Source organism: Trichormus sp. NMC-1 (assembly GCF_001858025.1).
GTDB lineage: Bacteria > Cyanobacteriota > Cyanobacteriia > Cyanobacteriales > Nostocaceae > Anabaena.
Genome location: NZ_LZQD01000005.1, coordinates 381,556 through 395,623, shown reverse-complemented (window position 1 = coordinate 395,623; position 14,068 = coordinate 381,556). Strand labels below are relative to the sequence as shown.

General features: G+C 39.8%; 13 protein-coding genes. 4 read left to right on the top strand and 9 right to left on the bottom strand.

Going from position 1 to position 14,068, the window contains the following annotated elements:
- Positions 1-110 precede the first annotated feature (110 nt).
- The 4 genes from A9Y75_RS18045 to groES form a co-directional block, all read right to left on the bottom strand.
- The gene (locus tag A9Y75_RS18045) at positions 111-2,780 is read right to left on the bottom strand and encodes an AAA family ATPase (RefSeq protein WP_071190903.1); all 2,670 of its coding nucleotides are present in this window, start codon (positions 2,778-2,780) and stop codon (positions 111-113) included.
- A 12-nt stretch (positions 2,781-2,792) separates the two neighbouring features.
- A complete protein-coding gene (locus A9Y75_RS18040; RefSeq protein ID WP_071190902.1) occupies positions 2,793-3,185 on the bottom strand; it encodes a hypothetical protein in 393 nt (130 codons plus the stop codon).
- A 262-nt stretch (positions 3,186-3,447) separates the two neighbouring features.
- Entirely contained in the window at positions 3,448-5,085 is a 1,638-nt protein-coding gene (groL, locus tag A9Y75_RS18035) for a chaperonin GroEL (RefSeq protein WP_071190901.1), read from the bottom strand.
- A gap of 142 nt (positions 5,086-5,227) precedes the next feature.
- The gene (gene groES / locus A9Y75_RS18030; protein WP_016951426.1) at positions 5,228-5,539 is read right to left on the bottom strand and encodes a co-chaperone GroES; all 312 of its coding nucleotides are present in this window, start codon (positions 5,537-5,539) and stop codon (positions 5,228-5,230) included.
- 536 nt (positions 5,540-6,075) lie between these two features.
- On the opposite strand from groES, the gene A9Y75_RS28655 reads away from it, so the two are divergent.
- Together A9Y75_RS28655 and A9Y75_RS18025 are read left to right on the top strand one after the other, a co-directional pair.
- Positions 6,076-6,243, top strand: a complete 168-nt coding sequence (locus A9Y75_RS28655) for a hypothetical protein (protein ID WP_177176227.1) — start codon at positions 6,076-6,078, stop codon at positions 6,241-6,243.
- Between the two features lie 337 nt (positions 6,244-6,580).
- Positions 6,581-7,258, top strand: coding sequence for a response regulator transcription factor (locus A9Y75_RS18025; RefSeq protein WP_071190900.1), 678 nt, complete (start codon positions 6,581-6,583; stop codon positions 7,256-7,258).
- 451 nt (positions 7,259-7,709) lie between these two features.
- Here A9Y75_RS18025 and A9Y75_RS18020 read toward each other — a convergent pair whose 3' ends face one another.
- The 3 genes from A9Y75_RS18020 to A9Y75_RS18010 form a co-directional block, all read right to left on the bottom strand.
- On the bottom strand, positions 7,710-8,285 hold the full coding sequence (locus A9Y75_RS18020) for a Uma2 family endonuclease (protein ID WP_071190899.1): 576 nt from the start codon (positions 8,283-8,285) through the stop codon (positions 7,710-7,712).
- 119 nt (positions 8,286-8,404) lie between these two features.
- The gene (gene asnS, locus A9Y75_RS18015) at positions 8,405-9,796 is read right to left on the bottom strand and encodes an asparagine--tRNA ligase (protein ID WP_071190898.1); all 1,392 of its coding nucleotides are present in this window, start codon (positions 9,794-9,796) and stop codon (positions 8,405-8,407) included.
- Positions 9,797-9,894: 98 nt separating this feature from the next.
- The gene (locus A9Y75_RS18010) at positions 9,895-10,263 is read right to left on the bottom strand and encodes a hypothetical protein (protein ID WP_071190897.1); all 369 of its coding nucleotides are present in this window, start codon (positions 10,261-10,263) and stop codon (positions 9,895-9,897) included.
- A 130-nt stretch (positions 10,264-10,393) separates the two neighbouring features.
- On the opposite strand from A9Y75_RS18010, the gene A9Y75_RS18005 reads away from it, so the two are divergent.
- Complete coding sequence (locus tag A9Y75_RS18005) at positions 10,394-10,663, top strand: DUF6439 family protein (protein ID WP_071190896.1); 270 nt, start codon at positions 10,394-10,396, stop codon at positions 10,661-10,663.
- A 78-nt stretch (positions 10,664-10,741) separates the two neighbouring features.
- Here A9Y75_RS18005 and A9Y75_RS18000 read toward each other — a convergent pair whose 3' ends face one another.
- On the bottom strand, positions 10,742-11,191 hold the full coding sequence (locus A9Y75_RS18000) for an anti-sigma regulatory factor (protein ID WP_016951442.1): 450 nt from the start codon (positions 11,189-11,191) through the stop codon (positions 10,742-10,744).
- Between the two features lie 417 nt (positions 11,192-11,608).
- The gene (gene rlmD, locus A9Y75_RS17995; RefSeq protein WP_071190895.1) at positions 11,609-12,982 is read right to left on the bottom strand and encodes a 23S rRNA (uracil(1939)-C(5))-methyltransferase RlmD; all 1,374 of its coding nucleotides are present in this window, start codon (positions 12,980-12,982) and stop codon (positions 11,609-11,611) included.
- 189 nt (positions 12,983-13,171) lie between these two features.
- Between rlmD and apcD the strand changes: the two genes are divergently transcribed.
- A complete protein-coding gene (gene apcD / locus A9Y75_RS17990) occupies positions 13,172-13,657 on the top strand; it encodes an allophycocyanin subunit alpha-B (protein WP_071190894.1) in 486 nt (161 codons plus the stop codon).
- The last annotated feature ends 411 nt before the right edge of the window (positions 13,658-14,068 follow it).

Sequence of the window (14,068 nt, the reverse complement as noted above, 5' to 3'; positions counted from 1 at the left end):
AGACGTTATATACAATGTCTCTAAAAAATACTCTTGCCAAAACTTGATTAATTGCTCACTTTTTGATGCAATCAATTTATTAAATCAGCAATATAAAGTCAAAAACATTTTCATACTGCACCTTGACGAATCATTTCAAATCCATATACATAGATGTCAGCAACCTTATAGCGTTTCTGTTTTTCGCGCCATTCAATAATACCAATCTCTTGTAAAAAAGAAGCAAACTCTTCAAAATCTGCTATATCATGTGCTGATTCTTGCCATATATTACGTAACTCGTCTTTATCTAAAAAGGCTGATTTTTGCTTGAGAGAATCAAAAAATTGAGCCAAATCAGGATATTCCTCTTTTATTTCATCACAGCGTTTTTCTGATGCTTTCTTTAACCCGATTTCTAAAGATTTACTTCGCAGTAAACGGTCAGTAGGTGGTTGAATTGATGATTTTCCTTTATAGCTTAATTCTTGCTCTTTTGCTCCTTCTAATAATATGCTTAAACTTCGAGGAAAAGTAGTATCACTTGAGTCTGTTAATCTTTCATAAACCCATCTTGATACATATTTAGCTTTGTCTCCTGTTCTGCGACGACTTCCCCAAAGTAATTCTAAGGCTTTATCAATCACTTCTTCACTAGCTTGATCAATACTTTCAACAGCAATAGGAGAGAATCTATCAACTAAATTTTTGAAACCTTCAGATTGTACTACTTGGCGCAGTGCTAATCTTAAAAAATCAACCCTAGTCCACTGTAAGAGAATATCACGTCCATTGAAATGACTTCTGTTGTCAAAAATTAAACGATGCCATATATCTTCTCTCAAGAAAATTTTAAACCTAATTGCTGTTAATCTGTTAGCATCACAAGACTGAATTAGTTGAAATAATCCAGTGAGTGCTTGCTGTCTTACTTCTCCTACCTTACGAAAGTCTTCATCTAAATCATCGTAAAGAAACCATAGCTTTTGAGATTTCTTTTTAGCTTCTTCATTAATTATATCTATAATATCTTTAACTATAAGTGGAAGATGAGATTGAGTAGATAATTGTAGTAAAGCTTGAGTGCATTCATACTGCCATCTTTCTTTAGGCAACTTACTGATAATTTCTTTGATTTCACTAAATTTGTCACTTCTAGGGAATTTAAATAAATCTTCTTGATGACACCTCAATAGTAAATAAGCCCTCCAAAAAGCTTCCCATGACCCATTATTTTGCTGCAAACTTTGATGGATAGTTTGGAATTCATCACGAACGGGGCGGCTTTCCTTAAAGCTGCCATGAGCCGACAAAAATACAGTATTATCCAACCGTCCATGAGCTAGTCTTTGAGCCACACTTTTGTGTTTGAGAAAAAGCGAATACAGAGCAGTTTTACCTGTTCCCTTTCGTCCTCTTATCAAACAGGTTGTATCATCCAAAAATTTGTCAAAATCAGTGGTGCGCTGAAATAGTAGATTCAAATTCTGTTTTGTATCAGCAGCATTGACTTCAGGAAATTGTAGGCTTTCAATAATTGGCCAGCGTTTCTCTAAATTAGTTAAAATATTTTTGCGTTGGAGTTCATCAGTTTCCTCATCAATCAAATTGGCAATTTTATTATAATAATCTAGTAAAGCTGGCACGGGATAGTTTTCAGCTAAAGCAATTGGCGACAGGTAAGGAACTACTAAAGCTTCTTCTATTTTTAATTGGGAATTATCTAAATCCTCCTCGTCATTATTTTCATTGGTTACTGTTTTTATCCTTTCAATCAAAGATTTCCAAACTTTTTTTACTTTAGATAAACCAATTTTAGTAACATCAGGGACAGGAGAAAAAACAAATTTAATTTGTAGATTTTTAAAACTCTGAAGAGATTGCAAAAGGACTTCTATTCCTTGTTTATTTTGTTCATTAGGAAAAAGAAAAATAATTGCTTCATCAGCAGCTTGAATTAATGATAAAGCTCCCCATTGATTAATTCCCGTTCTCGAATCAATTAAGAGAATATCTGGTTTTAATTGTTCGTAAATTTCTCGCTTGAAAACAGTCCAAAGATTTTGATCTCCATCAATAACAGTATTAGCATGAAGATCATCAACCTTAGAAATATAATCAAGACTAAGACAACCAGCAGGAACAACAAATAATCTTCCTTTAGCGTTTGGTATTCTCACTTCACCAAATATTTCAGTAATGGAAATACTCGGTTTTATTCCTTCTGGTAAATAGGAACGTTCATAAAAATAGTCAACAATTCCATTTTTTGGTTGTTCTTGTAGGTTAAAAGCCGTACTTAAACCAGGTGCTTCTAAATCTAAATCTACAGCTACAACTTTACGTCCCCGCATTGCTAAAATCCAAGCAACATGAGTTAATGCCGTAGTGCGTCCTACTCCTCCTTTAAAGGAATAAAATGTTACTGTTCTGGGTAGACTAAGTTCGCGCTGAGGTGCTGTTGGTTGGTTTTGTGGGTTTGCAGCTTGGATAGCTAAATCCTGCCAAGTATGTATTGATGCTGGATCAAAAATCTGTGGTGGTGAAATATTAAGTGATTCAGCTTCTTCAAGTGTATATAAGGAAAGAAAACCAGGAGATAAATGAGGAACTTGTGATTTAAGTAAGTTAGAAATTTGTTCTTTACGTTGAGGAATAGATAAACTTATAAAAGCATTACTCACAATAGTCAAATTCAATAAACCTGATGTAGAAATATTTACATCGACCCATTCCTGTGACTTCTGTACATACTGGTTTGTAATTTCCTGTTTTAGTAAAACCTGCCAATTTTCCTGCATTTGATCACCTCTTTAAAGTTGAGTAGCTTGCTTCAGTAACCAACTTTTGATACTTGTGTATGCGTATAACCAGCGTTTGTAATTTAATTCATCAGGTTCAAGACTAGAATAACGCATATCTATAAAATGTTGACCCATGGGATTTTCCACTTGATCAAGCCATTTCCTTCCTTCTGAAAAATTATCAATTCTAGATTTAAGTTTATTATGTTGTTTAAGAAGTTCTGTGTAACTATGTGTCCTCAAGTTTTGACTTGTAACCCCAGTTAGAGTATTACAAATAATTGCCTTGAGTAAGCACTCAATGGTTACACCACCAAAGTGCATAGCCCCAACTTTCCTTACAGGATGCAGTGTTTCAGTATCAGTATGGCGCTCCATAAAAGCTGCCTGGTAATCTTCCATACTTGTTAAACTTAGAGTTCAAGCTTGATAAGTATATTATTAAATTGGGATTTTTGAGCTAAAAATTAACCATTAACCACGAAAAGACACCCGAACCTTAAAGATGGTATTCCCAGAACTAAAAAATCAGCTTTTATCTATAAGTTGAATTGAAACTCTATATTCTTTCCGCGCCCTCTGCGCCTCTGCGGTTCAATTTCCATAAAAAAACAGCCGCCCCCTTGCGGAAGCAGCCGTTTTCAAATTAGTGGATTATAGAGAATTAGTAATCGAAATCTCCGCCACCCATACCAGCACCAGCAGCAGGAGCGCCATCCTTAGGCTCAGGCTTGTCAACTACGATACATTCGGTTGTCAACACCATTCCCGCAATAGAAGCCGCATTTTGCAGCGCAGAACGAGTTACTTTCGCAGGATCAACAATACCAGCTTCCAACATATCAACGAATTCGTTGGTAGCAGCGTTGAAACCAACGTTGAATTCCTTCTCTTTCACACGTTCAGCAATAACAGCGCCATTCTGACCGGCATTTTCTGCAATTCTCTTTAGAGGTGCAGGTAAAGCACGAGCCACAATTAAAGCACCAGTCAACTCTTCATCCTTGAGGTTAGCCTTAGCCCACTCTTCCAACTGGGGAGCGAGGTGAGCTAGGGTTGTACCACCACCGGGAACAATACCTTCTTCTACAGCAGCCTTGGTAGCGTTGATAGCATCTTCCAAGCGCAGCTTCTTGTCCTTCATTTCGGTTTCGGTAGCTGCACCAACTTTCACAACAGCTACACCACCAGACAATTTAGCCAAACGCTCTTGCAGTTTTTCTTTGTCGTAGGAAGATTCGGTTTCTTCCATCTGACGACGGATTTGTTCGCAACGAGCCTTAACTGGAGCTTCGTTACCTTCAGCAACAATTGTGGTGCTGTCTTTGGTGATGGTGATACGGCGAGCTTTACCCAGGTTATCTAGCTTGGTGGTATCCAGCTTCAAACCAGCATCTTCGGTGATGAGTAGACCACCAGTTAAGACGGCAATATCTTCTAGCATAGCCTTACGGCGATCGCCAAAACCAGGAGCTTTAACAGCCGCAACGTTGAGTACACCGCGCAAACGGTTAACTACCAAAGTTGCCAAAGCTTCTTTTTCGATATCTTCGGCGATAATTACCAAAGGACGACCAGAACGAGCTACTTGCTCAAGTACAGGAACTAAGTCTTGGACTAAAGCAATTTTCTTGTCTGTTAACAAGATGTAAGGCTCATCGAAAACCGTTTCCATCCGCTCTGCATCGGTAGCGAAGTAAGGGGAAATATAACCCTTATCAAAGCGCATCCCTTCGGTAATTTCGAGTTCGGTGGTCATAGATTTCCCTTCTTCTAGGGAAATTACGCCTTCTTTACCCACCTTATCCATAGCTTGAGCAATCATGCTGCCGACTTCTTCGTCGTTACCAGCAGAAATTGCCGCAACTTGTGCGATCGCTTTAGAATCTTCTACAGGGCGAGCGTGTTCAGCAATTTTTTCTACTAAAAACGCAGATGCTTTATCAATACCGCGCTTCAATAAAATCGCATTAGCGCCAGCTGCAACGTTCCGCAAGCCTTCCTTAACGATCGCATGAGCCAAAACGGTAGCGGTGGTTGTTCCATCACCCGCAGCGTCATTGGTCTTAGAAGCAGCTTGACGAATTAGCGCCACACCTGTGTTTTCAATGTGGTCTTCTAATTCAATTTCTTTAGCGATGGTGACACCGTCATTAACGATTTGTGGTGCGCCAAATTTCTTCTCTAGAACTACGTTGCGACCTTTAGGGCCAAGGGTAACAGCTACAGCCTCAGCTAAGATATCAATACCGCGTTCTAGAGCGCGACGAGCGTTTTCGTTGTAAATAATGCGCTTTGCCATATAAGTCTAAATCCAGGTAAAGGTAATAACTTAAAATTTGTCTTGAATTTGGGGATTGGGGATTGGGGATTGGGGATTGGTAATTGGTCATAGGGGAAAACTTTTTCTGGTCCCCATATACCTCATACCCCTCATCACCCTTTTAGATCACGACTGCTAGAATATCTTTCTCAGAAAGCAGTACATATTCTTCAGTGCCGAGCTTGATGTCAGTGCCAGCGTACTTGGAGTACAGCACCTTATCGCCGATTTTAATTTCCATTTCTTGACGGTTACCGTCGTCATTACGCTTGCCAGGACCAAGGGCTACTACTTCCCCTACTTGGGGCTTTTCCTTAGCGGTGTCTGGCAAATACAGACCACCTGCGGTCTTTTCTTCAGCGGCGGTCACTTTTACGAAAACGCGATCGCCCAAAGGTTGAACTGTAGAAACGCTTAGAGATACAGCTGCCATAAAAATTTTTCTTGCCTTGTTAGCACTCTCGACTCCTGAGTGCTAATTTACCGAAGTGCAGCGTCTAATGGCAATAATTCCAGGTGTACGGGTTCCCGAACTATGAAAGCGCGGCTATACTTAAGTATTTGTACTTAATTAGTATAGTTGTCAGGTTTTGTTGCGTAGGTAATGAATATTTTTATATGGACAACTTTATTTGCAAAGCTGGCAAATTGTTATAGAACTGTAATCAGGGAGCCGCTTAATGAGTAACATTGCCGTCCAATCCCCAAAACTACCAAAACTGTGGAACTTAAAACCTCAAGTCATTGTTTGGACAATCTAGAACTGGCAAATATTCAAGGGACAGGTTTCTGTTTTTTCTGAGCAGGTGGTTGCTCACTCCGGGTGAAAACAAGCTAGTCTGGAATCCGGCAAATGCTTGCAAGACCCTCTCAAGGAGCTACATCTCAACCAAATGCTTTCTTCGTCATCCCATTTGCATCTTCAGAACTAAATCCAACTGCTTGCGTGTTTGTTGTTCTAGGCAGATAATGGTAGTTTACCCAGATGGGGTCTGGTATAGCCAAACGAAACCGGAAGTCATTGAGCGGATCATCCAAGAACACTTAATCGGCAGAATGGTGGTGGTTGAAGGATATGCATTTTTGACCCATCCTTTGCCAGAAACTTACCCCGTTTCTTGTAAACCTCTGAAATAGAGGCTTAACATCCAAAGGAGATAGCAGAGCAGCAGTAAGCGAATGAAAGTGGGGGTTAGTTTTGAACTAGGATCATCTTCAGTCAATACTGAAGTTGTCAACCAAAAGGATTTTGATTTTATCAATCTTTTTTAGTCCGCCCCTTTCAAAGCAGTATATAATAGCGCATTATAAATACTGTTTCTCTCCGTATCTTTACTGGAATTTTGCCATCCATCTGCCTGTAAGATTGAAAGTGACCGTCACTTTTTAGACTTCGAGGCAGCAAGGGCAAGTTAAGTGGGAAAAAAACAGCATCTCAATAATCCACCATAGAGGATAACTATTCAAGACCTTGATGGATCGAAGCGCGACAAGTGCCACTGCTATGAAAGAGCCCAGCATGAAAGATCACAAACGACTTCTATTGATTGACGATGACCCTAACCTCATCTTGCTGGTGAAGGATTACTTGGAATTCCGGGGATACGAAGTCATCACAGCCGAAAATGGACGAGAAGCTCTGGAAATTTTAGAACATGAAGTTCCAGACATGATCATCTGTGACGTGATGATGCCAGAAATGGACGGATATACTTTCGTTGAACAAGTCCGGCAAAACGAACGTACTAGTTGGATACCTGTTCTTTTCCTCTCCGCTAAAGGACAAAGTGCAGACCGAGTTAAAGGTTTGAACAAAGGTGCTGATGTATACATGGTCAAACCCTTTGAACCTGAAGAACTCGTAGCACAAGTAGAATCCTCACTCAAGCAAACCATCCGTTGGAAAGAACACCAGACAAAGGGAGGGGAAAACGGTTCCCGTATCCAGGTTCCCTTTGATGTGCAGTTAACTCCAACTGAACTGAAAGTAGTCCAGTTTGTAGCCAGAGGTTTAGCTAACCGGGAAATCGCTGAAGAATTAAATGTCAGTCAGCGTACTGTTGAAAGCCATGTATCCAATATGTTGGGTAAAACCAATCTCCACAACCGCACCGAACTAGCGCGTTGGGCGATTGAAAATCAAATGGCTTAAACCCACTGCTGATTTGGTGAAATTTTAAAGTTATGAGTTTTGAGTTACAGTGTCCTAACTCAAAACTCAAAACTAGAATTTTTCTTTTGCATTCAGCCTGAAAGCTCATAAATTATGAATTGTGAAGTCAAATTTGGATTTTCTAAATTCAAACTTCATAATTCATAGTTTATGATACAGTCCTTAACTCCTATCTTCCAACCCGGATATCACCTAAAAATATCACTACATCACCTCACGCAAATCTCCTAATTTCCCCGACTATAAAGGAAATATAGCGGATAGGGGCTTGATAAGTTTCTATACAACAGAGAATTAATTAAAAGTCGGTCTTTTACATATACGTATATAAAGAATTACATTTGCTGCACCATGAATATAAGTGATTTAAAAATAACCTGTAAATAACCGGACTTGAGATAATACCAAGTAGATGGTTAATTTTAGCCAATTACCCTGGAGGAAGAAAATTTACATCTTCATAAAGTTGCGTCATTGTTCCTTCAAAGTTAATGCTGTGTAATTGAAATGATGCTTGTTCTCCCGCATAAGACTGTAACACCCAAAGTCCCTCATCATTGCGTCGGAAACATTCAACTCTCGGTTTTTTTGTATTAATTAAAATATATTCTTGTAAACTTTCCAAAGTTTGATAATCAATGAATTTGTCACCTCTATCAAATCCTTCCGTAGAATCAGATAAAACTTCAATTATTAAACAAGGAAATCTTTTATATCCTGGTGTTTCTTGATCACGTTGGTCGCAAGTTACCATGATATCAGGATAAAAAAATCTATTTAAAGATTCGATTCTGGCTTTCATATCAGAAATATATACCCGACAACCAGAACCACGGACATGATTACGAAGTAGAGTAAACAAGTTTCCCGCAATGGTAACATGGGGATCAAAAGCGCCAGCCATTGCGTAGATATATCCATCAATATATTCATGCTTGACAGGGCTGTTTTCTTCTAATTCTAAATACTCTTCTGGGGTAATGTAGATTTGGGGAGAAGCAACCATATTGAAAGCCTCAAAACCATAATCAATTATAGCCGTAGGGTGGGTTAGCGACAGCGTAACCCACCGAAAACTTAGAGATAATGGTGGGTTACGGACTACCGTCCTAACCCACCCTACAATTAAAACTCCGCGCTTTGTGGTGTACGCGGGAACGGAATTACATCCCGAATATTTCCCATACCCGTCATAAATTGCACCAATCTTTCAAACCCCAAACCGAAACCAGCATGGGGAACTGTACCATAACGACGCAAATCTAAATACCACCATAAATCTTCTGGGTTCATACCTTGGGCTAATACCCGTTTTTCTAACACATCAAGTCTTTCTTCCCGTTGAGAACCGCCAATTATTTCGCCTATTTTCGGTGCGAGAATATCCATAGCGCGGACGGTTTTTTCATCGTCACTCAACCGCATATAAAAGGCTTTGATTTGGGCTGGATAGTCTGTAACAATCACAGGCTTTTTAAACAGTTGTTCTGCTAAATAGCGTTCATGTTCTGATTGCAAATCTGCACCCCAACTAACAGGATAATCAAATTTAACATCAGCTTTTTCTAAAAGTTTGACTGCTTCTGTATAAGTCAATCTTTCAAATTGATTATTAATAATGTTATTTGCGGTTTCTAAGACAGTCTTATCAATACGTTCATTGAAAAACTCCATGTCTTCTGGACAAGTTTCTAATACATATTTAAAGATATATTTCAGAAACTCTTCCGCTAAATCCATATCACCTTCTAAATCACAAAAAGCCATTTCTGGTTCAACCATCCAAAATTCTGCTAAGTGACGAGAAGTATTAGAATTTTCAGCCCGGAATGTGGGACCAAAGGTGTAGACGTTAGTAAAAGCCATTGCCATAATTTCCGCTTCTAACTGTCCACTTACTGTTAAATAAGCTGGTTTACTAAAGAAGTCTTGGCTATAATCAATTTCTTGATTTTCGGTGCGGGGAACATTCTTTAAATTGAAATTGGTAACGCTAAATAATTCTCCAGCACCTTCGCAGTCACTAGCGGTAATAATGGGAGTATGTACCCACAAAAATCCTTTTTCTTGAAAGAATTGGTGAATAGCTGCTGAACAAGCATTTCTGACTCGGAAGACTGCACCAAAGGAGTTGGTTCTAGAACGCAAATGTGCAATGGTGCGTAGAAACTCAAAGGAATGACGTTTCTTTTGTAGAGGATATATATCGGGATCAGCATCACCGTAGACTTTAACGCTATCAGCTTTTAATTCTATGCGCTGTCCTTTTCCTTGGGAAGCGACAAGTACACCTGTTATTTCTACAGAAGCACCAGTATTGATTTGTTTTAAGATTCCTTCGTAGTCTGGTAAATCTTGATTAATGACAATTTGCAAATTACCTAATGAAGAACCATCATTAACTTCTAAAAAAGCAAAACCTTTTAACTCGCGTTTTGTTCTTACCCAACCTTGAACTACTAAAGACTCTTCAGGTTGACCAGTTTTTAATATTTCTGCAATTCGCCGATTTACCATTTTCTACAATTTGTATTTTGTAAATGTGTATAGTCTTTATTTTAAGAAAAATTAACAATTAAGCCAATCCTACCTAATTTTACAATCCCAAATTAGAACTACCCAACCCAAGATTTTAATAACCAACCGATAATAACTCCCATTCCCCCAAAGCGGACTACTTGCCAAAAAGGTCTTTTCAGACTCGTCCAAGAAAACAACTGGCTTTCCAAATTTATTTCTAAGGCTTCCAATTGTTGTTGAATGCGTTTTAACTCCTTTTTGATTCCTGGGTGCTGATGCTTATTTTGCTTGAGATTTTTTAGTTCTTGTTGCCATTGTGCCTTTTGTTCTTGATCCCTTTGCACTTGGGCATACCGTTCTTTCAATAATAAGAGGGAATTTTCCACTTCTTCCAGTTCCTGTGCAAAATCGGCTTCGGGATTTTCCTCTGGTGACGGTTGAGTTGATTGTTTGGGCGGCTTCATCGACAAACTAGTAAACTAGGATAATTAATCAATAGTCATTGGTCATTAGTCAAGGTTCTGAACTAAAAACTTTTGACTCAGCACGGGCTAAACGCCCCACTACCGCTAACGGCACTCAGCACTTAGTCTTATGTCTCAAATTTCTCAAACCAGTCAACTGAATGAAATTAGCACTTTAGAACTGGCACAAGCCCTGATGGAAAGACTAAGTATCTCTCCTGATGATTGGCATCGTCTCAAGTCTAACCGCAATTCCCGCGCTAGTGAACAGGTAGCCGCCGCGATCGTGTTTTTGGTCAAAAACCAGCCACAAGAAGCTCAAGCGAGATTAGAACAGGCTATTGGTTGGCTAGATAAGTCCATTTCAGCCCCTCCTTGTGAAAGTCACGGGAAAAAATGATGAGGTGATGCGGGGACGCGGAGATGAGGATCAGGGTAGGGGCGTATTGCAATACGCCCCTACGTATGCCTCCTGCCTTCATCGCCGTAAAGATAGTAACCGACGGGTTTCTAATTGCTTACAAAGCCTTAATTCTGTTCCTTTGCGGTTCCATTCTACCTGATCAAAAATCTGATGAAGAAGAGACATTCCGCGACCACTTTCGGCTTCATCTGGAGGTAAATAGTCTGTGGGATCGCTATCGAAATCAGGTAAAGGTGTGAATCCACTACCTTGGTCGGAAATGATCCACCAATATTGATTATCTATCAAGGAAAAACGCACTACTACTAATTTACCGGGATCAAGATTATTTCCATGTTTAGCTGCGTTTACTAGGGCTTCTTGAAGTCCTAGGCGCAACTCTGCTTGTAATTTGGCGGGAACTTCTGCCAATAGTAAATCTAATATCGGACAAAGATAAAGAGTCGAGGCAAAACTAATAGTACCCCAAGAACGTCCAACTGGACGAAGAGAAATGGTAATCACAAGAGAAACCCCGTAGCTTTTAGTTAGCTAGACATCAGTTTGCTGTCACAGGCACCCTGATAAAAATTGAGGTGGTCATGCTGCTTTCAAACTAGCGTCTGTAAAACTAAATTTTGAAAATGCTGGGGAGCATTGACTCTAAACATAAGTTAGAATTGCTTGGTTCAAAATTGGCTGTAATTATTTTGACTAATGTATTTAACAACTTTTAAGTTGCTATTAATTTGAAGGAGTATGGAACTACTCTATTTAATTGCCTCTTTATAATTTACGCAATCTAATTCACCTTTTTAAGAGCCTATGCAACTTCAATGTAAAAAAAGAATTTCTATTTTTAGCCTAATTAGATCTTAGCATTAGTACTATGCACTAGACTACAAATTTTTCATTTGGGTTTTTGTAAAGAATTCGCTAACTTTACGCCAAAGGTGATAATACCAGAAAAGCGACAGCTTCGACGTGAGCGGTTTGGGGAAATAAATCAGCTGGCTGTACTCTTGTAAGAGTGTATGTTCCATCTTTACAAAGTAATTTGAGGTCACGGGCTAGGGTCGCTACTTTACAACTGACGTAAACAATCCGAGATGGTTTCAAGTCAAGTAAAGTTTTGATGACATTAGCTTCACATCCTTTACGTGGCGGATCAAGTAATACAACATCTGGTATAATCCCCAAATCTGGCAGGATTTTCTCCACTGCTCCTATTTGAAATGTAACATTATTAATCCCGTTATGTTGGGCATTGGAAATAGCCTGTTCTACGGCTGCTGATTGCACTTCCAAGCCTGTAACTTGCCGGGCTTGTTTCGCTAAAGGCAAGGTTAAAGTCCCAATACCGCAGTAGGCATCGACTAGAACTTCATGACCTTGAAGATTGAGTTCTGACTGAATTACCTTTAATAGGGCTTCTGCGGTTTCGGTGGATACTTGAAAAAATGTATCTGGGAGTACTTGAAATTCTAGCCCAGCAAATATTTCGCGCAGGGCAGGAACTCCGGCAATACAACGAGTTTCGTTGCCAAAGATAGCATTTGTGCGATCGCTATTCCGATTTAGTGACACCCCCACCAATTGGGGATATCGCTGCAACCATTCTTCTGCTTGGCTTTCTATTCTGGGTAATTTCCAATCCTTCACCACTAAAGTCAGCAGCATTTCACCTGTACGACGACCTATGCGTAAACCCAGATGGCGAATTTGCCCTTGGTGACGAAGTTCGTTGTAAATTGACCAACCTTGCTTTTGGATATCCTGCTTGACTTCAGCCAGCATCGGATTTAAGCGTTGGTCTTGGACGGGACATTGATTTAAGTTAATTAATTGGTGGCTACCTTTTTGGTAATAACCAGCTTGTACTTGGCCTGTCGCTGAGACACCCAGAGGATAGGTAACTTTATTCCGATAACCTAAGGATGAATCAGCCCCTAATACATCGTCTACAGGTGGTTGAACAAACCCGCCAATACGTTCTAAAGCTTGAACCACCTGATTACGCTTGGCTATTAACTGGTAATCATAATTAATATGCTGCCACTGACAGCCACCACATTTATCAGCCACAATGCAACTGGGTCGGATACGTCCTGGAGAGCGTTTGACTATCTGCTCCAGTTTACCATAAGCATATTTTGGTTTAACTTGTAATAATTTCACCAGCACGCGATCGCCCCTAACAGTGTCTGGAACAAATACCACACGCTGATCAAAGCGTCCCACTCCATCACCAGTATCACTCAAATCAGAAATATCAACTTCAATTACTTCACCCTGTCGCCAAGCTGTATTAGTCATTAGTCATTCAATTTTGGATGTTGGATGTGGGATTTTGGATTTGGTGATTGAAGAATTATTACAATTACTTCCTTAATTTTCCCCAATCCCCAATCCCCAGTTCCCATCCCCATCTTCTCACACCCTTCACTTCTGTACCTCTAACTGGTTAAACTAGCAAATAATATTTCGCGTAACAGCTTAATAATCATGACTGTAATTAGCCAAGTTATTCTCCAAGCCGATGACGAACTGCGCTACCCCAGTAGTGGCGAACTCAAGAGTATTAAAGAATTTTTGGAAACTGGTGTACAACGCACAAGAATTGTCACTACCCTCGCCGAAAATGAAAAAAAGATAGTCCAAGAAGCCACCAAAAAACTTTGGCAAAAGCGTCCTGACTTTATCTCCCCCGGTGGTAATGCTTACGGTGAAAAGCAACGTGCTTTGTGTATCCGTGATTTCGGTTGGTACTTACGCCTGATTACCTACGGTGTACTTGCTGGCGATAAAGAACCAATTGAAAAAATTGGTTTAGTGGGCGTGCGGGAAATGTACAACTCTCTGGGCGTTCCTGTTCCTGGAATGGTTGAAGCTATCACTTCCCTCAAGCAAGCATCATTAGATTTATTGAGTGCTGAAGATGCGGCCGAAGCAGCACCTTACTTTGATTACATCATTCAAGCGATGTCCTAATCTAAAACCTGTGCTGGTTCTCCCAGTGGATTTTGAGTCTACTAGAGATATCAGACGTTAGCACTTGATGGCAATAAATTTCTTCATGTGATCATATTGTCCCCACACTTGGTAGTGGCTATGGCAAATTATTTGTCAAGTTATTAACCGATTGTGGGGATATTTGCTCAGAATCCCTATTCAACAACCATCAGCCTTATTTTTATAGTATGGCAGCTGACAGGCTTCCGCCGTGAGTTTCGACAAGCGTTCGACTGAATCCGCGTCAGCGCCTCAATTCAGAGGGAACAGGGAACGGGCAACAGGGAACAGAAAAACTCATGTTTAAAAACATGAGATTGAAATAATGACACTGTTTTTTTTGTGCCACTCTCCTTCAAAAAACATCCTTTTTTTTGACTGAGCTTTAAA